The following is a 21,542-nucleotide window of genomic DNA, read 5'->3' as shown; positions in this document are numbered from 1 at the left end:
TATAAATCAATCTTCTCCGGTCAATTCCTTCACTATCGATTCGCATTCTTCTTGTAGTGTTAAAGAGGGTCTTTTTCTTCCGGCACGGTTATACCAGTAATCTGCATTCGAAGTATCACCTTCTTTGCGGTGGAGATAAGCATGTATCCATGCAGCCGTTTTATCTTCTATATCTTGTATAATAGTATGAGCATTTTCCCAATCTCCTTTTGTATCATACCATAAAGCTTTGAGATACTCCGGTATGCCCGGGGGTGCAGTTTCCTGGGATAAACTTTCTTTGAATTCTTTCAATGTCATATTTCAAAAATAACAAAGCTTCTCAATTTCGGGAATCGATTTACAGAGCTTTATTTTTTAATGTTTAGTTTTGTTCAATAATAAAGTTCATGGCCAACCCCAACCTGAATAACGAAAAAGATTTTTTAAGTGCATCTGATAAGGAGTTTGAAAACAACATCCGGCCCGCCCATATTGAAGAGTTTGCAGGTCAGTCGCAGATCATCGAGAACCTTCGCATATTTATAAAAGCAGCAAAGATCCGGGGCGAAGCATTAGATCATATTTTATTTCATGGTCCGCCGGGTTTGGGTAAAACAACATTGTCAAGAATTGTTGCTAATGAAATGGGTGTAAGTATCAAAGAAACTTCCGGCCCGGTGATTGAAAAACCCGGAGACCTTGCGGGCCTGCTTACTAATCTTGAACCGAATGATGTTCTATTTATAGATGAAATACATCGGCTGAGTAATGTGGTTGAGGAATATCTCTATGCTGCCATGGAAGATTACCGCATAGATATTATGATTGACAGCGGCCCCAATGCAAGAAGTGTACAGATAAACCTGAATCAGTTTACATTGATCGGCGCTACTACAAGAAGCGGATTGCTAACGGCTCCATTACTTTCAAGGTTTGCTATTAAATCAAGACTGGAATATTATACAGCCGAAGTGCTGAATAAGATCATCCATCGTTCTTCAAAAATTCTCGGTACAAAAATCTCTAAAGAAGCAGTCCATGAAATTGGCAGAAGAAGTCGCGGAACACCTCGTATAGCAAATGGTTTGTTGCGGAGAGTAAGAGATTTTGCGCAAGTGTTGAATGATGGTGAAATTGATTTTGGCATCACACAGCATGCACTCAAAGCATTGAATGTGGATGAGCATGGGCTCGATGATATGGACAATCGCATCCTTTCAACTATCATCGATAAATTCAAAGGTGGTCCGGTTGGTATTACAACTATTGCAACCGCAGTAGGAGAAGAAGCTGGTACATTAGAAGAAGTGTATGAACCATTTTTAATACAGGAAGGTTTCATACAAAGAACAGCAAGAGGCAGGGAGGTAACTGCTAAAGCCTATGAACATTTAGGCAAAACAAAACCAAATTCGCCGGGAACACTCTTCTCATAAAAAAAGGACTACAGGTTTCCCTATAATCCCCTTTAATCTATTACTTGTAGTTCTATTGTACAACTAATCTGAATCCATTGCCATGTATATTCACGATCTCAATCTTTTCATCATCTTTTAAATACTTTCTCAGCTTTGCAATGTAAACATCCATGCTGCGTCCATTGAAATAAGTATCGCTGCCCCAGATCTTTTTCAAAGCTTGTTCTCTTGGCAATAGATCATTCAAATGTTCGGCCAGCATTTTCAATAACTCATTTTCTTTTGGAGAAAGTGTTTGTGTTATACCATTATGTATCAATTGGCGTAGTTTGGGATTAAAATGATAAGTGGATAGATCAAATTCTTTGTTCTCACTTTCCTTGTTCATTTCTTCATTACGCTTCAGTATCGCTTTTATTTTCAACAGCAGTACTTCGCTGTCAAAAGGCTTGGTGATATAATCATCAGCGCCGAGTTTATACCCCTGGATCACATCTTCTTTCATAGTTTTTGCACTAAGAAAGAACAAGGGAATATCGGGGTCCACATCGCGGATCTCTTCTGCGAGTGTAAAGCCATCCATATTCGGCATCATTACATCCAGTAAGCAGATATCAAATTTTTCACGTTGAAATGCAGCGAGGCCAAGGCGGCCATCCCGTTCAAGCGTTACATCATAATCATTCAGTTCAAGATAGTTCTTCAGCACACTTCCGAGATTGTTATCGTCTTCGCACAATAAGATTTTGGGTTTTTTGCCTTCCATGTTTTTTATTTTAGGTTCTATTTGGATGTGTAAAGTTTTGAAAACCTGCGACATCCTTTGTTAAAGTAATAATTGCAAATAAAGATAAAGCAAATCCGGTCTTGAAGCATTCGGGTTCAATATTTTGTTAAAAGAATTGAATAGGGACTGGCGATTCACGGGCAGACTGGTTTATTTTTGTCTTTCAACTCTATTAAATGGCAATGCATCTTACTCCGGATAACCGCTTAAAGAAGCTGATTGTGATTGGCGACCGTGTTTTAATCAAACTTGCAAGACCCGATGAAAGAACTAATAGCGGTCTGTATTTGCCACCAGGTGTGCAGGAAAAAGAAAAAGTACAACAAGGTTATATAATTAAAACAGGTCCGGGTTATGCAATACCAATGCCGGTAGATGATGAACCATGGAAACAGGATGAAGATCAGGTAAAGTATGTACCGCTGCAGGCAAAAGAAGGAGACCTCGCTATTTTCTTATTAAGTGGTGCAACAGAAGTGATGTATGAAAATGAAAAATATTTTATCGTTCCGCAAAGCGCTGTGCTGATGCTGGAGCGGGAAGAAGATTTGTAATTATGCATAAATCAATTATCTCAACAGGTTTATTTTTTCTTACTATCTCTTTAGCTGCCCAAAAATCAATTGACGGTCTTGTTCAGGCAGAGAGGAATTTTGCCGCTTATTCGGTTTCAAATAATACAAAAGATGCCTTTTTAAAATTTGCTGATAGTGCCGGAATCGTATGGGCATCGGAAATTGAAGCACCGGTAAACGCAATCGAAAGCTGGATGAAAAGAGAAAAACGTACAGGTAAATTGGATTGGTCGCCGCAACACGCTGAAATTGCTGCGTCACAGGATTTCGGTTACACAACAGGTCCCTATACTTTCTCCCGCAATGATTCTGTGCTCAGCCGTGGTGAATACTTCAGTGTCTGGAAAATCAATAAAAACGGAGAATGGAAGTTTATCGTGGATTTGGGGGTGAATAATACACCAGCTATTTCAGATTCTAAGCTAGAGAAAATAACAGCTGAAAAGATTTCCGGGAATGCTACTACTACTGAAATGCTGAAGGCAGAAGCGAACTTTACAACTTTATCCGTACAGAATAGAAATAAAGCCTATAAAAAGTTTTTGTCAGCAAAAAGTATTTTGAAACGCAATAACCGGCAATCCGCAATAAGTAAAAATCTTCAAAAGAGGATTATCAATAATGACCCCCAGGATGCTGTCTTCAGGTTGCTTGGTTCAGGCATAGCCTCGTCAGGAGATTTGGGTTATACATTTGGGAATATAACAACAGGAGTTAAGCAATTTGGGTATCTCCGTATCTGGCGCAATGAAAAAGACGGTTGGAAAATAGCGGTTGAAGTATTGAGGTATTAAATACATTTACATAAATTCATTTTATATAATCATCCATTTATGGCAGATGCAACAAAATTTCTGGAAGCAATAAAAGCAGGCTATACTTTCAAAGGCGAAGCATTTAAAATTGGTAATGGTGTATTGGATGGAAATGTAGTAAGGGGAGCAGATGTTTTATTACCGCTAAAGACGATGAACCGTCACGGTTTGATTGCAGGTGCCACAGGAACCGGTAAAACAAAAACATTGCAGGTGATGAGTGAAATTTTAAGTGATGCAAGTGTGCCTGTTGTAATAATGGATATAAAAGGCGACCTCAGCGGTATTGCTGCTGCCGGAGCAGTGAATGATAAAGTAACAGATAGGATTCAAAAACTAGACATTGAATTTAAGCCCGCTGCTTACCCCGTTGAGTTGCTAAAAAGGGGCAAGACTGCGTGCAACAGTGAGTGAGTTTGGCCCGGTGCTGCTTTCAAAAATTTTAGGATTAAATGACACACAGGGTGGTTTTGTCGCCATGATATTTAAATATTGTGATGATAACAAGCTGCCGTTGCTGGATCTGAAAGATTTAATTAAAGTGCTGCAGTTTGTAAGTAATGAAGGAAAAGCAGCAATGGAAAAAGATTACGGAAAGATCTCTACAACAAGTACAGGAACGATCTTAAGAAAAGTAATAGAGCTGCAGCAGCAAGGTGCCGATCTGTTTTTTGGGGAATTAAGTTTTGATGTGGATGACCTGATGCGTATCAGCGATGATGGCCGCGGAATGATCTCGGTAGTCAGGGTTACAGATTTACAAGACAGACCAAAACTGTTTTCAACATTCATGTTGCAATTGCTGGCAGAATTATATGCTAGTTGTCCGGAAGAAGGTGACTTAGATAAACCCAAGCTGGTATTATTTATTGATGAGGCCCATCTTATTTTCCAGGAAGCAAGTGATGCGTTGCTGCAACAAATTGAAACGATCATTAAACTTATCCGCTCAAAAGGGATCGGGATATTTTTCTGTACACAAAACTCGATGGACGTACCTGCTTCAGTGCTGGCACAGTTAGGTTTAAAAGTGCAGCATGCTTTAAGAGCTTTTACTGCGGCCGACAGGAAAGTGATAAAACAAACTTCGGAGAATTATCCTGAAACAGAATTTTATAAAACTGAAGATCTGATTACTCAATTAGGCATCGGTGAAGCATTGGTAACAATGCTGAACGAAAAAGGAATCCCCACACCACTGGTGCATTGCATGTTGCGACCACCACAAAGCCGGATGGATATTTTATCAGATACTGAAATAGATGCATTGGTAGCAAAATCAAAGATTGCTGCGAAATATAACAAAGTTGTTGATAGCGAAAGTGCTTATGAAATTTTGAACGAAAAGCTGAATGAGGCTGCGAAAAAAGAACAGGAACAGAAACAAGAGCAGGCTGAAGAAAAGGAAGAAAGAAAAACAACTAAGAAAGAAAAAGGGTTCTTTGATGATCCGGTAGTGAAAAGTATGACCCGTACTGCTGGCAATACGATTGTGAGAAATTTACTCGGAGTTTTAGGATTAGGTGGTCGTAGTCGTAAAAAAAGCCTGTTTTAAGGCTGCCCAAAACCTGCTTGTTTCTGGATGGTAAATATTTTTAAAAAAAACTAACCAATAGAATAAACCTTTCTGATTAATTAATGTCTTATGCCGTGATTAATACCAGCTTCATGAAACAATTCTAGAATCTATTTCTCACTTATATTCTTCTTTCCATTTTTTGCCCGTTTTTAATGTCCGATCTCTTACAAAGCTTTTTCTGAGCTTCAATCCTGAAAGTTCCAGTAAAGAACTGTGTAATTGAAAACCTGCTTATGCCGTACTTTTTTGAAAAACTCCTCTCAAAACTCCTGCTTTCATTCATCATTTAAAAACGTGAACTACATGAAAGCTATCATGAAAAACAAATACATGGGTGTGTTATTATTATTTACAAACACCCTAATTAATGCTCAGGCTCAATCCAAAAATTTCGAAATAGGGCTAGGTTTAGGTGCTTATATCTACCAGGGTGATTTAACACCAAATCAATTAGGTTCATTTAAAACCACGAAACCCGGCCTTCATTTATTTGCAAATAAAATTGTGAGTTCAAATCTCAGTTATCGCTTTAACCTTGCTATTGCAAAACTGGAAGGGGATGAGTCAAAATATTCAAATCCTGAATACCGGCAACAAAGAAACTTTAAATTCGAAAGTCCGTTGATCGAATTATCAGGATTGGCTGTGTGGGATATCCAGGGAAATAATTTTAACAGGAATAAAGGACGTTTTTCGCCGTATGTTTTTACAGGTGCAGGCTTAAGTTTTTTAAATATCAAACCTGATTGGAGCAGCTTCAATGCTGAATTTTTTACTTCTGAATCGGAGGTGGGGACTGGTTTAAATACTGATTCTCAGAAAAAACTTCCGAAAGTATTACCGTTCATTCCTGCTGGTATAGGATTTCGATATGAGATTTCAAGCAGGTTTGCTATAAATGCAGAAGCAACATACCGGTTTATTTTTAACGATTATCTTGATGGGTTCAGTTATGCTGCTAATCCCAAAAGAGATGATCATTATCACAGTATTACTATTGGCGTTATTTATAAAACAGGAAATAAAAACAGGCTGAATTGTCCCCCGGTAAAATAAAAAAGCCAGAGGCATAACCTCTGGCTTTTGAAGATTTTAATATTACTCATTTATCTTAACAAGTTTCAATACTGATTTTTCTTTTCCCTGCATTACTTCAACGAAATACATACCGGGACGGTAGCTATCACCAATTTTTATTACCTGGCTTGAGTTGAAATTTTTCTGTTCAATTACTCTTCCGGAAATATCTGTTACCCGCAAGTTTGTAATAGTAGCATTACCACCAGAAATGATCAGTGTAAAATTCTTTGCTGATGGATTTGGCATTGCTGTTACTACAACTTTCCCAGTTTGTGTTTGCTCATCTCTTGCGTCGTTACTGGTAATTGTATTTAACGGAGCAGCACAAGCACCAAGCATATCACCATGTGATAAATGTATCGATACTTCTGAAGTGCTAACAGTCAGAGTGCTCGGACTGCCTGACTGTGTATGACACAGATTAACCTTATCCAGTTTCTTACCGCCGCGAATATCCATAACTGTTACAGACTTATTGATAGTAGCCTGGCAATTGTATTGATCCTTTATTGTTACCGAATAAGTAGTCGTTAAGGTCGGGCTCACAGTAATTGATGAAGTAGTTGCACCTGTTGACCATAAATATGTATAACCGGGATTTCCTCCGCTTGCCTGCGCAACGAGTGTAAGCGAAGAAGCCGGTGAATAACCGATATAAACAGTATTCGCCAATACACCAGAAGAAAGAGCAAATGCATTCGGAATTGATACATTCAGGTTTCCATTTACAATAACTGTGGTTTGACAAGTTTGTATATTTCCGCTTCCATCAGTTACTGTCCAAGTAATAATATTGCTGCCAATATTAAATGGTCCGCTTGCATTATTTGTTGATCCGGATCTGCTGGTAGTGCCAGTGATAACATAACTATAGCTTAGTGTACTGCAATTATCAGTTGCTGTAATAGGAGGAATAATATAGCTACCAGCAATGCTGTAACAAAGTGGCGAAACTGTCGGACAAGAAGTAATAACTGGCTTTTGGTTATCCGTTACTGTTACTGTTTGTGTTGCAGTCGCTGTATTACCTGCTGCATCTGTTATTGTCCATGTTACAATAGTTACCCCTTTAGGGAATTGAGCAGGTGCGTCGTTACTTACGGTCAATTGACCTGAACAGTTATCGGAAGTAGTTGGGCTGCCTAAAACAACACCAGTAGCATAACATACGCCTGCATTATTGTTTACGGTTTTGTTAGACGGTGCAGTAATAGTTGGTTTTTGATTGTCCATTACCGTTACCGTTGCATTTGCTGTTGCTGAATTTCCATTGGCATCTGTAACGGTTAAGGTGACTGTATTCTCCCCAACATCATTACAATTGAATATTGTTTTATCAAGATGGTACCCGTCTGCGGGGATCGAACAATTATCTGTCGATCCATTATTTATTTGTGATGGTATGATTGTGACCGTACCATTTGCTCCCAATACTGCATTTATATTCTGCACATGAACAACAGGTGGTGTCACGTCTTCAACTGTTACTGTTGTTGCATCAGATGTATTGGAGCATCCATTTGCATCGGTTATTGTTACTGAATAATTTCCTGTTTGCTGAACTACTATTGATGCCGATGTAGCCGAGTTGCTCCATAAATAACTAACAGCTGAACTAGCAGAAAGCGTTACTGATCCACCGGGACAGAAGGATATAGGTCCATCCGGCGTTATGGAAACAGATGGGACCTGGTTAATTGTTACATGTGCTGTTACTACTGAATCGCACCCATTGATATTGGTATACGTGTGAATATAATCTCCTGAACTTGTTACAGCTATTTCACTCCATGGTAATACCAGACTTGTACATGCCGATGTATCAAAAGATGTAGGTTCGCTGCTGTAATGAATGGTCAGATGCAAAGTCACTACTGAATCGCATCCTCCTATTTCTTTCAGTGAATGAGTTGGAGTACCAGAAGTCGTGTACACATTTCCATACCAGTTAAAACTGTTACAGGCAACGGCTGTCGTGTCACCTGTGGTCGGCGTCGTGATAGTAAGATGTAATATTGCTGTTGAATCACAACCTGAAATACTCGTGAATCCTGTTTTTGAATAAGTCCCTGATTGATTATAAGTCTGTCCGTTCCAATCAAAACTATTGCAGGAGTAAACTATCGCCTCACTTGCAACACTACATGTTCTTGTGTACCATATAGGCGAAGTAACTATGCGTGAATTGCCATTGGTAATATCAATATAATAATATCCAGTTGCACCGTTTGCTAAATTATTATCAATAAAATTTAAACTGTTGCCGATAACTGAATCAATTTTCACAGGCATTATTCCGCTTCCGGGAGTGCCGGACATAATCCTGATAATAGCAGATGAAGTATTTGTAGTAGCATCGGAAAGAGTAACTGATATTGCCGGAGCATTTCTATCAGAAAAAACAGAACCCATTATTTTAGTATTGATCGTAAAATCAACTTTACTATCACAATCTTCTGTAGCGTAAAAATGCATATCATGCATTGCTTTTATAATTTCTGTTTTATTTAATAGTGGTGCAATAACAGCAGTTCTTGCAGTAGTAGTATGTCCGAAGGTTGTATTGTGATTATCGTGATCAATAGTTGGTCCTAAATGGTAACCTTTCGCAAGTAAAGTTTCATAATACCACAGATAAGACATCGTTGACGGATTGGTATAAGTAGTATTTGTTGAAAATGCCGGACCGGTTTCAACAGCTGAACCAACAATTGCACTGTCTGCTACAGCATCCAGGGCAATACCGGCAAGATTATTATAATCCGTTTGATTCGGATGCGCCAGTGTAGCGAACGTATTTTGATTTTTAAAATCATTTATGGTTTTAAACAACCCGGTTGAACCGGTGTACACATTTTTCGGAACATATACATCATAATTATCCGTTGGTCCCCAACCACCATTTCCTGATTCCCAACCGAAGAGTTGGTTCATGCCATCGCCATACACGACAACATGGCCACCACCGGAAATCACACCCCATTCCATTCCATACAATGCTAAAAAGTTCGGATGAACATTGGTAAATGAATCCGCCTGGATCGGGCCTTTATGATAATTGGCAATCGTATTTCCGGGATTATCATTAGAAGAATAATGATTGTGTTCTGAAATACCTAAAAAGTCCATACACTGTGCAGTCATCGCATAATTATAATCATCAGCCGGAGTATAACCGGGGTGGTCGTCGTTTCCGTCCGAGTAATCCGAGTGAGCATGCAGGTTACCAAAATAATAATTATACGTCACCGCACTTGTAGTCGTAGCGTAGCCTGTTAAAGGCGAAACGGTTAAATATTTTGTACCGCCCGAACAATTTTTATTAGCAGCGAAAACAAAAAAGTAATAAGTAGTTCCCGTGCTTAAATTATTTGCAATAAAGCTGGTTGCAGCACTATTGGAAATAACAATACCTCCTCCTAATGATTCGCCCACATTATAATCAACGTTATCTGCTGGCAGTGCCGATAGAGAAGATGAAGTGCTTCTAATGACCAAATAATCATCGGCACTATTCGATCCATTAAATGTTCCGGATATCAAAGTATTGGCTGCATTAAATGTAAGAATGGTGGGTTGTGCTGAAGGACTTGTGCATGGCGGAAGTGGTTGTGTTGTTTGTGAACCGTTTAGTGGATCAACAATATTATATGTAGGGCCATTGATACAACTTTGAGAATTCAAGCTAAAAACAAAGAAATAATATTGAGTGCCTGCCGTTAAACCCGATGAAATGAAAGATGTGGTGTTGCTTCGTTTAACAACCACACCATTTCCCAATACATCACCAACATTATAAACTGAGCCATTTGCAGGATCAGCAGTTAAAGCCGATGATGTTGATTTTACTACAAGATATTCATCCGCAGCAGTTGCAGTGAAAGAACCTTGTATAGAACCTATAGTTATATTACTAAATACTAATTCAGATGCCTGCGCAGACGGCGCTGTGCATGGCGGAAATCCTGCATTCGTAGTTGCATTACCGGTTAGCGGATTTAAAGCAAGATATTTTGGCCCACCGGTACAAACCCCATTTACAGCGTAAGTAAAAAAGTAATAAGTGGTAGATGGAGATAAACCCGTTGCAGTAAAATTCAAAGAACTTCCTTTTGCAATCACGGTTCCGTCACCGAACGATTCTCCAACATTGTAAACAACTCCATCAACCGGAGTCGAAGTAAGATCGCTGTTGGTGCTTGCTATGGTAAGGTATTGATCTGAAGAAGGACTTCCTGCTGTAAAACTTCCCTGGATGGATATATCTGAAATAGTTCCAAAAACCATAGATGTAGGTTGGGCTGTTGGTGAACTGCAGGGTGTAGATGGAACGGATGTAACAGTTAAGTTGTCAATGCTGATCTTAGGCCTTGATCCGGTTGTGCCACCGGTGCCGTTGTAATAATAAAATCTGAGTCTTGCATTAGGGTTATTATTAAACGATGCAGGCAATGGAATATTTGCTATTGAACCATTAGTAAGAATATTATTTGTAAAATTTAAAACGGCTGCAGAACTTATTTCAGTAAATGTTGTGCCGTTAACACTACCATAAACTCTCAATGATCCTTTTCTATTACCTGTTGCATTATTAATCGATGCCCAGTCAAAACTTAACGTCCCTGCATTTACACCTGTGAAATCCATATAAAAATCTATCGCAGCAGAAGTAGTATTATCAGCCGTTCCTGTCGATAGTAAAACAATTGATGTTGTAGGGGGAACCTGGTCTGTACCTTTTTGTACACCGCCCGAAGATCCAAAAGCTGCGCCCTGGAATGAGTTAGTTGATGCTGTTAATGTGGTACCATTTGGAATGCCGCCTGAACCAGTTGCACTAAGACCACCCCAATGATTAGCGCCATCACCAGAAATAAAGAAATTGGTCCAGTTAGCTATATCATGAAAATCCTCTGTATAACTTAAAGATGGTTGAGAAGCCATCACAACCGGTAAGGGCGTTTCGGTGAAAGCTTGTTGCGCCCCATATGAAGTACCAATACTATTTGTCGCATAAGCTTTATAAAAATATCTTGTATTCGGTGCAAGACCCGTAATAGTTGAACTGAAATTTCCTGAGTTTAAATTGGTAGATGGTACCTGAGTTCCTGTACCATTAGGAAATCCTGAATTAACACTGTATTCAATTCCATAAGCAGTAATGGATGCGCAACCGTCATTGTTGATGATTCCTGATACAGTCGCGGTAGTTGCAGCAGGAATACTGGTTCCCGTAGTGACTGTTGGCGCAGTATTAATTCCAGAACCCATTGCAGCAACAGCAAAATTAGTTACACCACCACCAGTTAATAAAATATCGCCGTTATATGATTGTACGGCAGTCGGCGTAAATTTTACATAGATTATTTTATCGGTAAACCCATTACCTGCATAAGAGAAACTAAGGGTGCTTGCATATATGCCATTCGGAGTTTCAGAATAAGTAAACCCTGTAAGGGAAGCAATAGAAATATCAGTTCCGTCAAGATCGGATCCATTTATGGTAAATGAACCGGGGCCAGCTGTTGTATTAATACAAATATTTCCAAAATTGGGTAATGGGGAAATAGTTGTTAAAACCGGGATGCCCGATGATGCCCTGTTTACGGTAACGGAATATGTTTTGGTAGTAATTCCATCCTGTGCAGTAACAACCGTGTTAATAATATTATCCCCTGTGCTCAATGCAATGGCAGTTGATGCGTTTCCACTGGCAACTGTAACATTATTTACTTTTATTGTAGCATTGGCATCACTTGCAGTCGGTGTTACCGTGATGGAGCTGACGCTGTTTGCAACAGAAGCTGTATAACTGGTAAGGCCGGAAGAAAATACTGGCGTTAATGTTCCTGCACTCAGAGAGAGGTTTGAAAGATCAGCATTTGTAGAGAGAGCAGCAATTGCAACTGTTCCTCCTACTGCTAAACTATTTACATTACCTGTTCCAAAAGCAAGCGTTCCGGCAGCACTGGATGCTCCCCATGCATATAACCTCAGTGTAATGGTAGTTCCGCTAAATACATTTTGCAGTGCACTGATGGCTGATAAACTAATTTGTGGTTGAACATCCCCGCCCGAAGTGGTTGTTGTAAAAGAAACGGCTAAGCCTATATCTGTAAAGTTTGTTCCATCAGTGCTATAGCGCCATATATAAGCATTGGGTCCTGTACTTGTTCTTCGGAGTTTAAAATCTAAAGTAGAAAGCGAAACTTTGTAGTTCGCTTTAGCTGAAATAGCGCATTGATAGTAGCGGTTATTTGTTATTGCTCCTGCTAAATTTACATCGGTCCACGTGTTGGATGCATAGCCACCTGTAAGGGAACTTGCTACTATACCACTTCCTCTTGATAGTACGCCAGTATTAAGATTTGCATCATTGGTAGTAGCATTCAGGTTGCCTGCGGTTGTGCCGCTCAACGCATTATTATTCCATGCTACTATTTGCCCAGTAATATCAGAATTTAAAATTCCAAAGCAGAAAAGAAACAAGAAAAAAATCTTTCTCATGATAACAGTAGTTTAGTTTTCAAAAAATAATCTGAAGAAATAAGAATCGGAATGTTCGGAAGGATTTTGGAGAGGTCAAATGTAGGGGGAATCAAGGCTTATCAGCCATTAAGTAATAATGAAACTTTTCCCCAATCGTATAAATACGGCAAAATGAATTTTTTAGTTTTTACCCAGCCTGATATCAGTAATTCTAAGTTGAAGGGATTTAATTCCCTGCCATTCATTTTCATCTATTTTACAAAGAATGTCAACAGGAGTTTTCATCTGAAGTAAATGAAATTTATCAGCCATGCCAAATCCAATTCCAGTTAATGTTATATCATCTTTTCTTAAAACAAAGCGAATGTGATCTTCTTTTACAATTTTTGAATACCCGGTATCCAGTACATTTTTAATAATAAACTGTGGCCGCATATTACCCGGACCGAAAGGTTCCATTTGTAAAAGGATATTGTAGAAATTCTGGGAGATGTCTTTAAAAGAAATTTCAGCATCAATGATTTCTTCCGGGATTAAATGCTCAAGATTGATTGTTGAAGAAACAACTTGTTCGAATTTTTCACGCAGCTCATTTACTTTATCAACTTCCAACGTCATTCCAGCTGCAGCAAAATGACCACCATATCCAAGTAAATGTTCACGGCAGGCATGAATAGCTTCATATAAATTAAAACCGGGCACACTGCGGGCACTGCCTGCTGCAATTTCTCCGCTTTTTGTCAATACAATTGTTGGCCGGTAATAATGTTCAATCAAACGTGAAGCAACAATACCTACCACTCCTTTATGCCAATGAGGTTGATAAACTAAAGTTGATTTTCTTTTTTCCCAATCTTTATTTTCTCTTATTTGTTCCAATGCAGATTGAGTAATTGAACTGTCAGCTTCCTTTCTATCCGTGTTATCGCTATGAAGTTGTTCTGCAAAGCTGATTGCTTCTTCATAGGTTTCTGCAATAAACATTTGAACTGCTTTTGTTGCATCATCCATACGGCCGGCAGCATTTACTCTAGGAGCAATCATGAAAACAAGATTCTGTATCAGCAATTCTTTTTTTAAACCGCTTAAAACTGAAAGTGCTTTAATACCGGGATTCGGATTTTCATTTGCTTTTTTTAAACCATAATAAGCCAGCACACGGTTTTCGCCGGTCATTGGTACAATGTCCGCAGCGATTGCTGTTGCAACGAGATCGAAGTATTCATTTACTTCGGCATCATTTAATCCAAACTGAGGTGCTAATGCAGTTATTAATTTAAACCCAACACCACATCCGCATAATTCTTTATAAGGATAATAACAATCTTTTTGTTTAGGATTGAGAATAGCAACAGCAGCCGGCAATTCATCGTCAGGCAGATGATGATCGCATACGATGAATTCGATCCCTATGTTTTTTGCATAAGCAATCAAATCAACAGACTTGATTCCACAATCGAGTGAAATGATCAATGTAAATCCATTCTCTTTTGCAAAATCAATTCCTATTTTACTTATACCATAACCTTCGCGGTAGCGGTGTGGTATATAAAAATCAAGGTTTGAATGAAATTTTTTTATAAAACGATACATGCAGCTTACCGCTGTAGTGCCGTCAACATCATAATCCCCAAATACAAGAATTTTTTCTTTTGCATTAACCGCTTTGATAATTCTCTCAACAGCCTTATCCATGTCTTTCATCAACCAGGGATCATGCAGTTCATCTAACGAAGGCCGGAAATATTTTTTTGCTGTTTCAAGATATTCAATACCGCGTTGCACCAGTATTTTGCAAATAGCAGGATGAATTTTTAATTGAGATTGCAATGTCTTTACTTGTTCTTCGTCAGCAGTCAATATGGTCCAGCGTTTTTCCATTCAGTTTCTAAAGTAAAGGAAAAAAGTTGTGCAGAAAAGAATCAGTATTTCCGGTCAGTGACAAAAACCACCATATCTTCTAATCCTTGCCGGATAGAGCTTTCAGGGAAACTATGTAAAATTTTCAATGCTTCATTTCTGTATTCATTCATTTTGGCTTCGGCATATTTTATTCCCCCTGTTTTTTCTACTTGTCCGATCACCCATTTCACTTTTTCTTTCTTTGTGTTTTCATTTTTTAAAATATATATGATTTTTTTTCGGGTAGAACTGTCTGTATTGTTCAATGTATATATTAACGGAAGGGTCAGCTTTTTTTCTTTGATATCATTCCCGGTAGGCTTTCCAACATTTTCGGAGGCATAATCAAATAAATCATCTTTTATCTGGAAAGCCATCCCCGTTTGCTCTCCAAAACTTCTCATTCTTTCGGTTATTTCTTCATTCTGTGTAGTTGACCATGAGCCGGCAGCACAGGCTGAAGCCAGCAAAGAAGCAGTTTTATTCCGGATTATTTCATAATACACATCTTCTTTCAGGTTCAGCGATCTTGCTTTTTCAATCTGTAACAACTCGCCTTCACTCATTTTTCTTACAGCATCCGAAAGTATCTGCAGAATTTTGAAATCATTATTATCTAAGGATAGTAATAAGCCTTTTGAGAGCAAATAATCACCGATCAATACAGTGGCTTTAGCTTTCCAAAGGGCATAAACGGAGAAAAACCCTCTTCTTTCCATAGAATCGTCCACCACGTCGTCATGTATTAAAGTAGCTGTGTGAAGTATTTCAACAAGTGAGGCCGCCCGGTAAGAGGCGTCAGAAACCGGGGCAAAGAGTTTTGCTGAAAGCAGCACAAACATTGGCCGGAGTTGCTTGCCCTTTCGTTTTACAATATACCGTGTAATCCTGTCCAGCAGCGCAACCCGGCTTTGTACTGCCTGCCTGAACTTGTCTTCAAAAGTCCTCAGTTCTTCTTCTAATAAATGAGTAGGTAATTGCATTTAGGCTAACGGCTAGGCTTACGGCAAGCAATATACGGACAATTTTTTTTCAGGCTCATGCATCAAATTGACCATAGTTATTGACTTATGAGGGAATAATACCTTGAGATAAAGGCAAATAAATTATATAAAAATTTGGTAATTAACCCCCAAGTTTTATTTTTGCGTATTATTTCAGGACTAAGTTTTTTTCATCTTTAATCCATTGTTATGGCAAGCAAAAAGTATTTACTATTAGCAGGACTACTCTGCTTTATCTTTTCTTCAGCCTTTAGCCAAAGTGTTGGCTCTAGCTACGATGTAAAGGATACAACCCTTATCCCATCCAAAAGAATGCCTTTGCATTCTCAATTCCTTGAAGGTTCTTACAATTTTCCCGCAAAACCCAGAAACCAGTGGGAAGTCGGATTTAGTCTCGGTACTTTTAATATAAGTGGCGATGTACCTACCCGATTTACTTTCCCGAGTTTTGCTTTGCATGTACGTAAGGCCTTAGGCTACATATTCTCTCTAAGAATGCAATACCTGTATGGTTCGGGTAAAGGTCAAAGTTGGCAGGCGGCTGCAAACTATTACAAAAACACTGCATGGCAGAACAACGGCTATGTTGCTCCCGTGTTAATGGGCGACGCAACCCTCACCTCCAACGTTGTTCGGTACTTCAATAGTCAAACGCTGGCTCCGCTAACTGCTATTACTCAGATCGACCCCATTTTTTACAATTATAAAACCGTAACACAGGATCTAGGCGTTCAGGGTGTTATTACACTTAACCAGATACGATTCCACAAATCAAAAACTTCGTTTGTAGCATATCTATTTGGTGGTATTGGAGCTACTATTTATGAGACTAAGGTTAACGCTCTGAATGATGCTGGTGCAAAATATAATTTCAGAAATATTTTCGCTGCCGCTTATCCAGAAAGGAAACAAGCTCTCGATGCATTAAAAGATCTTATGGATGACTCTTATGAGACTCCAGCAGAAAATGCTTCAAATCGTCGTCCTAAATTTGCTGGTAGTACTTTGAGGCCATCAGGAACTGTAGGTGCTGGTATGGCCTTTAAATTATCAAATAAGCTTAATCTCGCACTTGAGGATCGTATAACTATAGTGAAAGATGATTTGTTAGATGGTCAACGTTGGCAGGAAGCGGCTGTTGGTGATCCAGTTATGACCGCTGATAACGATTCATATAACTATTTAAGTATTGGTCTTAATATAAATCTTGGCAAAAAAGCAGTTGAACCGCTTTGGTGGTTGAACCCACTTGACTATGCTTATAGCGAAATCCGCAATCCGCGTTTAATGCGTTTACCTAAGCCTGTATTACCTGATAGCGATGGCGACGGTGTAACTGATCAGTTCGACCAGGAGCAAACTCCCCAGGGTTGCCCTGTTAACAGCCATGGTATTACATTAGATACTGATGGTGATGGTATTCCTGATTGTAAGGATAAAGAGTTGATCACTCCTACATATTGCCAGCCTGCAGATGCTGATGGTATTGGTAAATGTCCTTGCCCAGATTCATCTTGCTTCCCTAAACCAGTTATTGTTGGTGGAGGATCATGTGCAGAAAAACTGGGTCAGTTACCAAGTGTAACATTCGCTAAAGGAAATAGTCTTGATGATGATGCTAAAGCAGCTTTATCTACTGTTGCATCAAGAATGCGTAACAACGCAGGTTGTAAAGTAGTGGTTATCGGCTATTGCTCATCTAATAAGAAAGAGCAGCAATTAAGCTGGGATCATGTAAATGCAGTTATTACATACCTGGTAGAAAAAGAAGGTATAAGCCAGGATCGACTGATATTTAACTATGGTCAGGAAGGTGGCGATTGCAATACAGTGGACTTACAGGCTGCTGAAGCTGACGATAGCAGGCCAAACACTGTTCCGGCCCCACACCCAAATCTCAGAAAGAACTAAGTATTATTCGTTATACTTTTTGCTGATAGATGAGACCCTCCCTTTTCCAGGGAGGGTTTTTTTATTAGGTTATCTCTAAAAAAGTGGGTTTTCTTACAAAAACCTTAACTGACCTGATTTGGACAGCAATATTTTTTCCTTAAGTTTTGCGCCGAACAATTAACTTTGCAGGCCTTTATGAGGAACATACTTATCCTTATTTTTTCAGCAGTTTTATTTACCGGGTGTGCTGGTGGAAAAAAGAACATCAATAAGATTTTAAAAAGCACTGACCCCGAGTATAAACTGCGGATGGCAGAACAGTTCTTTGTAAAAAAGAAATATAATAAAGCACAGTCAATTTATGAGGATATTATGCCTTATTACAGGCATCTTCAGGGCTTTGAAGACATTTATTATAAATATGCCTACTGTGCCTACTATCAGGAGGATTATCTGAACGCAGAAAACCTGTTTAAAACTTTCCTGGAGCTTTTTCCAAATAGTACCAAAGCTGAGGAACTGGATTATATGAGAGCTTATGCGTACTATAAGCAATCACCTAAGGCCGAGTTGGATCAGACTAATACTGAAAAAGCTATTGGGTTAATGCAGATCTTTATAAACACACATCCGGGTAGCGCAAGAAATAAAGAGGCGTATGAAATAATTGAAAAACTCCGGGCAAAAATTGAATTGAAGGATTATAAAAGTGCACAGCTTTATTTTGATTTGAGCCAGTTCAGGGCGGCAGGTGTTTCTTTCACTACTTTGCTAAATACATTTCCTGAGAGTGCAAGAGCAGATGAATATAAGCTGATGGTCATTAAATCCTATTACAGGTATGCGGAAATGAGTATAGAGGATAAAAAAATAGAGCGGTTTCAGCAGGTGATTACAGAGTGCAATGAATTTATTGATCGTTTCCCTGAAAGTAAATTTCAAAAGGAAGTAGAATATTTTTTAAATCAAACAAACAATAATCTTAAAATACTGAATAATGAGCAAGTTAAGGCGTCAGCTTAGTGTAGGCACCAGCAATACCGTAGAGACAAAAAATCTTGATGACATCAAGGTGAGAACCGGTAACCTGTACGAATCTATTTCCATTATTGGGAGAAGGGCTAACCAGATCAATGTTTCCCTGAAAGAAGAGCTGCATAGCAAGCTGGATGAGTTTGCCAGCCATACAGATAGCCTGGAAGAAATTCATGAAAACAAAGAACAGATTGAAATTTCAAGAGCATATGAACGTATGCCTAACCCTGCTTTACTGGCAACACAAGAATTCTTAGAAGACAAAGTGTATTTCCGTAAGAGTGAAGACGATCTTTTCAGTTAAGATAAAAACGAATTAAAAAATAAAATGCGTTTCTCTAACAGGGAACGCATTTTTTATTTTAAGATAATGACAACGCATCTGTGATCTGCCTAGTAAAAAAATGGGGATTTAAGTATTACTTTTGTTATCATGTTAGCGGGTAAAAAAATATTATTAGGAATTACCGGCAGTATTGCGGCTTATAAGGCTATTTACCTGGTACGCTTGCTGGTAAAAGAAGGTGTCGAGGTCAAGGTGATCATTACTCCATCAGCAAAAGATTTTGTAACAACTCTTACACTTTCCACTTTATCAAAAAATCCTGTACTTGTTGATTTATTTGATGAAGAAAGCTGGACTAATCATGTAATGCTTGGTCGCTGGGCTGATGTGATGATCATAGCGCCGCTCAGCTGCAATACACTGGCTAAAATGGCAAATGGCCAATGTGATAATTTATTATTAGCAACCTATCTATCTGCTACCTGTCCCGTAGTACTAGCTCCGGCCATGGATGAAGATATGTGGCATCACCCTTCAACAAAGGAAAATCTAAAAAAAGTTGAATCATTCGGCAATAAGATCATCCCGGTTGAAAAAGGCGAGTTGGCCAGCGGATTATTTGGTGACGGCCGTATGTTTGAGCCCGAACAAATCATCCAGTTCATTACTGATAATTTTTTTTTATCCCGCCCTCTCGGCGGTAAAAAAGCACTGGTAACAGCCGGTCCTACATACGAAGCTATCGATCCTGTACGTTTTATTGGTAACCATTCCAGCGGGAAGATGGGCATTGCTATTGCAAAAGAACTGGAAAAAAGAGGGGCCGATGTAACTTTGGTGTTAGGTCCATCTTCGATTGATTTTTCTGCCAACGGAATAAAATTGGTAAAAGTGGAAAGCGCAGAAGAAATGTATAATGCTTGTGTGAATATTTTTGAAGAAACGGATCTGGCAGTGATGTCAGCAGCAGTTGCAGATTATAGACCTGTTTCAAAAGCTTCAGAAAAAATTAAGAAGAAAGAAGATAGCTTTACCATTCAGCTTACCAAAACAAAAGACATTTTGTTTGATCTTGGGCAGCGGAAAAAAAAGAACCAGGTTTTAGTAGGATTTGCATTAGAGACACAAAACGAAAAGGGTTATGCACTGGAAAAATTGAGTAAGAAAAAAGCTGATTGGATAGTGATGAATTCTCTAAACGATCCGGGTGCTGGTTTTGGTCATGATACTAATAAGATAACTATGTTTAGCAAAACCGGGGAAGAATTGATGTTTACGACTAAAACAAAAACTGAAGTAGCAAAAGATATCGTCGATATATTAATTCGAAATCATTATGCTTAAACGAATTTTCATTTTTATCTTTTTGGTCACAACCTGTATGAATATATCTGCACAGGAAATACAGACAAGGCTGACTGTTGTAACCAGCCGTATAAGTACAAAGGTTGATAAAAAGATATTTCAAACCCTCCAGACACAGCTTACCACTTTTATCAATAACCGAAAATGGTCAAATGATTCATATCAGCCGAATGAAAAAATTCAATGCAATTTTTTATTGAACATAGATCAGGAAATGGGCAATAATATATATAAGGCAAAACTAACAATACAGGCTGCCCGCCCGGTCTACAATACTACATATGATTCGCCGCTGATAAATTTTATTGATGATGATATCACATTTCGCTACCAGGAGTTTCAACCAATTGAATTCAATGAGAATCGTGTACAGGGTAATGATCCATTGGCAGCAAATCTTACAGCAGTATTCGCTTATTATGTGAATGTAATCCTTGGTTTTGATGGTAATTCATTTGCATTACGTGGCGGCGATACCTATTTTCAAAAAGCATGGAATATTATAAACAATGCCCCTGAATCAAAAGATATTACCGGGTGGAAGTCTTTTGAAAGCCAACGAAACCGTTATTGGCTTTCAGAAAATATCAATAATAGCCGCTTTGCACTGATTCATGATGCTATCTATTCCTATTATCGCAGTGGTTTGGATATTTTTATTGAAAATGAAGCAGAGGCTAGAAATGGAGTTCTTAACTGTCTTAATTTCCTCAATACTATCAATACTGAAAACCCCAACTCAATGATTATCCAGTTTTTCTTCCAGGGGAAAAGTACTGAGTTGGTAAAAGTATTCAGCAAAGCTGATCCGGACACCAAAACAAGGGCAAGAGATATTCTTACTAAAATAGATTTAACCAATGCCGCTGCTTATAAAGAGCTGAAATGAAAAAATTACTTCCCGTCTTTGTTGTGATTTTATTTTTCTCTTGTAACCAGGATAACAAAGTGCCTGGTAGTATTATTGAACCGGTCCGTATGCAGGAACTGATGTGGGACCTATTCAGAGCTGATGCCTTTATCACCAATTTTGCCGGTAAAGGCGACACTGCATTTAAACAACTTAAAGAATCTGTAATACTATATCGCCAGGTATTTGAAATTCATAAAACAAATAAAGAAGAATTTAAAAAAAGCCTTGATTGGTATCAGCTGCATCCTGTAGCAATGAAAAGGATACTCGATACATTACAAGGTCGTCAAAGCAAAATAATGCAGGAACGATCAAAGCCGGTCACAACTCCCCCAAGCGATACCCTCAAAATCTGATGGATCAATATTTACTTGCCAGAGAAAACAATCACTAAGTAGTATTCTAAACTCCCTTAATTT

The 21,542-nt window shown here is 38.7% G+C and carries 15 protein-coding genes and 1 pseudogene; 11 read left to right on the top strand and 5 right to left on the bottom strand.

Annotated elements, in window-relative coordinates; genetic code table 11:
- Nucleotides 1-6: 6 nt before the first annotated feature.
- Nucleotides 7-300, bottom strand: a complete 294-nt coding sequence (locus E6H07_02635; protein ID TMI64830.1) for a hypothetical protein — start codon at nt 298-300, stop codon at nt 7-9.
- A gap of 89 nt (nt 301-389) precedes the next feature.
- Here E6H07_02635 and ruvB point away from each other — a divergent pair, with 89 nt between their 5' ends.
- A complete protein-coding gene (gene ruvB / locus E6H07_02630) occupies nt 390-1,418 on the top strand; it encodes a Holliday junction branch migration DNA helicase RuvB (protein ID TMI64829.1) in 1,029 nt (342 codons plus the stop codon).
- A gap of 52 nt (nt 1,419-1,470) precedes the next feature.
- Here ruvB and E6H07_02625 read toward each other — a convergent pair whose 3' ends face one another.
- Nucleotides 1,471-2,166 carry a response regulator transcription factor gene (locus E6H07_02625; GenBank protein TMI64828.1) on the bottom strand — a complete coding sequence of 232 codons (696 nt, stop codon included), beginning with the start codon at nt 2,164-2,166 and terminating at the stop codon, nt 1,471-1,473.
- Between the two features lie 203 nt (nt 2,167-2,369).
- Here E6H07_02625 and E6H07_02620 point away from each other — a divergent pair, with 203 nt between their 5' ends.
- The 4 genes and pseudogenes from E6H07_02620 (at nt 2,370) to E6H07_02605 (ending at nt 6,212) form a co-directional block, all read left to right on the top strand.
- A complete protein-coding gene (locus E6H07_02620) occupies nt 2,370-2,741 on the top strand; it encodes a co-chaperone GroES (protein TMI66449.1) in 372 nt (123 codons plus the stop codon).
- A gap of 2 nt (nt 2,742-2,743) precedes the next feature.
- The gene (locus E6H07_02615) at nt 2,744-3,556 is read left to right on the top strand and encodes a hypothetical protein (GenBank protein TMI64827.1); all 813 of its coding nucleotides are present in this window, start codon (nt 2,744-2,746) and stop codon (nt 3,554-3,556) included.
- Nucleotides 3,557-3,595: 39 nt separating this feature from the next.
- A pseudogene (locus E6H07_02610) lies at nt 3,596-5,132 on the top strand (DUF853 family protein).
- Between the two features lie 327 nt (nt 5,133-5,459).
- Entirely contained in the window at nt 5,460-6,212 is a 753-nt protein-coding gene (locus E6H07_02605) for a porin family protein (GenBank protein ID TMI64826.1), read from the top strand.
- A 42-nt stretch (nt 6,213-6,254) separates the two neighbouring features.
- On the opposite strand, the gene E6H07_02600 is transcribed toward E6H07_02605, so the two are convergent.
- From E6H07_02600 to E6H07_02590, 3 genes are all read right to left on the bottom strand, one after another.
- A complete protein-coding gene (locus tag E6H07_02600) occupies nt 6,255-12,743 on the bottom strand; it encodes a T9SS type A sorting domain-containing protein (GenBank protein ID TMI64825.1) in 6,489 nt (2,162 codons plus the stop codon).
- Nucleotides 12,744-12,905: 162 nt separating this feature from the next.
- Nucleotides 12,906-14,606 carry a single-stranded-DNA-specific exonuclease RecJ gene (gene recJ / locus E6H07_02595; protein TMI64824.1) on the bottom strand — a complete coding sequence of 567 codons (1,701 nt, stop codon included), beginning with the start codon at nt 14,604-14,606 and terminating at the stop codon, nt 12,906-12,908.
- Between the two features lie 41 nt (nt 14,607-14,647).
- Nucleotides 14,648-15,610 (bottom strand): polyprenyl synthetase family protein, encoded by a 963-nt coding sequence (locus tag E6H07_02590; GenBank protein TMI64823.1) that lies wholly within the window; start codon nt 15,608-15,610, stop codon nt 14,648-14,650.
- A 210-nt stretch (nt 15,611-15,820) separates the two neighbouring features.
- Between E6H07_02590 and E6H07_02585 the strand changes: the two genes are divergently transcribed.
- From E6H07_02585 to E6H07_02560, 6 genes are all read left to right on the top strand, one after another.
- A complete protein-coding gene (locus E6H07_02585) occupies nt 15,821-17,542 on the top strand; it encodes a hypothetical protein (GenBank protein ID TMI64822.1) in 1,722 nt (573 codons plus the stop codon).
- Nucleotides 17,543-17,719: 177 nt separating this feature from the next.
- The gene (gene bamD, locus E6H07_02580; protein ID TMI64821.1) at nt 17,720-18,547 is read left to right on the top strand and encodes an outer membrane protein assembly factor BamD; all 828 of its coding nucleotides are present in this window, start codon (nt 17,720-17,722) and stop codon (nt 18,545-18,547) included.
- Nucleotides 18,522-18,863, top strand: coding sequence for a DNA-directed RNA polymerase subunit omega (locus tag E6H07_02575; protein TMI64820.1), 342 nt, complete (start codon nt 18,522-18,524; stop codon nt 18,861-18,863). Before bamD ends, E6H07_02575 begins: the two co-directional genes overlap by 26 nt.
- 129 nt (nt 18,864-18,992) lie before the next feature.
- On the top strand, nt 18,993-20,189 hold the full coding sequence (coaBC, locus tag E6H07_02570; GenBank protein ID TMI64819.1) for a bifunctional phosphopantothenoylcysteine decarboxylase/phosphopantothenate--cysteine ligase CoaBC: 1,197 nt from the start codon (nt 18,993-18,995) through the stop codon (nt 20,187-20,189).
- Entirely contained in the window at nt 20,182-21,099 is a 918-nt protein-coding gene (locus tag E6H07_02565) for a DUF4835 family protein (GenBank protein ID TMI64818.1), read from the top strand. The genes coaBC and E6H07_02565 overlap by 8 nt, the downstream gene beginning before the upstream one ends.
- Nucleotides 21,096-21,479 carry a DUF4296 domain-containing protein gene (locus E6H07_02560; protein ID TMI64817.1) on the top strand — a complete coding sequence of 128 codons (384 nt, stop codon included), beginning with the start codon at nt 21,096-21,098 and terminating at the stop codon, nt 21,477-21,479. The genes E6H07_02565 and E6H07_02560 overlap by 4 nt, the downstream gene beginning before the upstream one ends.
- Nucleotides 21,480-21,542: the final 63 nt, after the last annotated feature.

The organism is Bacteroidota bacterium (genome assembly GCA_005882315.1).
Taxonomy (GTDB): Bacteria; Bacteroidota; Bacteroidia; order Chitinophagales; family Chitinophagaceae; genus VBAR01.
This window is presented reverse-complemented; position numbering and strand designations above follow the sequence as displayed.

Bases quoted from the DNA above. Each gene is read 5' to 3' on its own strand.
- E6H07_02625 (TMI64828.1), bottom strand. From the start codon at position 2,166: ATGGAAGGCAAAAAACCCAAAATCTTATTGTGCGAAGACGATAACAAT.
- E6H07_02600 (TMI64825.1), bottom strand. From the start codon at position 12,743: ATGAGAAAGATTTTTTTCTTGTTTCTTTTCTGCTTTGGAATTTTAAAT.
- coaBC (TMI64819.1), top strand. From the start codon at position 18,993: ATGTTAGCGGGTAAAAAAATATTATTAGGAATTACCGGCAGTATTGCG.
- E6H07_02615 (TMI64827.1), top strand. From the start codon at position 2,744: ATGCATAAATCAATTATCTCAACAGGTTTATTTTTTCTTACTATCTCT.
- E6H07_02565 (TMI64818.1), top strand. From the start codon at position 20,182: ATGCTTAAACGAATTTTCATTTTTATCTTTTTGGTCACAACCTGTATG.
- ruvB (TMI64829.1), top strand. From the start codon at position 390: ATGGCCAACCCCAACCTGAATAACGAAAAAGATTTTTTAAGTGCATCT.
- E6H07_02575 (TMI64820.1), top strand. From the start codon at position 18,522: ATGAGCAAGTTAAGGCGTCAGCTTAGTGTAGGCACCAGCAATACCGTA.
- E6H07_02560 (TMI64817.1), top strand. From the start codon at position 21,096: ATGAAAAAATTACTTCCCGTCTTTGTTGTGATTTTATTTTTCTCTTGT.
- E6H07_02605 (TMI64826.1), top strand. From the start codon at position 5,460: ATGAAAGCTATCATGAAAAACAAATACATGGGTGTGTTATTATTATTT.
- bamD (TMI64821.1), top strand. From the start codon at position 17,720: ATGAGGAACATACTTATCCTTATTTTTTCAGCAGTTTTATTTACCGGG.
- E6H07_02620 (TMI66449.1), top strand. From the start codon at position 2,370: ATGCATCTTACTCCGGATAACCGCTTAAAGAAGCTGATTGTGATTGGC.
- E6H07_02585 (TMI64822.1), top strand. From the start codon at position 15,821: ATGGCAAGCAAAAAGTATTTACTATTAGCAGGACTACTCTGCTTTATC.
- recJ (TMI64824.1), bottom strand. From the start codon at position 14,606: ATGGAAAAACGCTGGACCATATTGACTGCTGACGAAGAACAAGTAAAG.
- E6H07_02590 (TMI64823.1), bottom strand. From the start codon at position 15,610: ATGCAATTACCTACTCATTTATTAGAAGAAGAACTGAGGACTTTTGAA.
- E6H07_02635 (TMI64830.1), bottom strand. From the start codon at position 300: ATGACATTGAAAGAATTCAAAGAAAGTTTATCCCAGGAAACTGCACCC.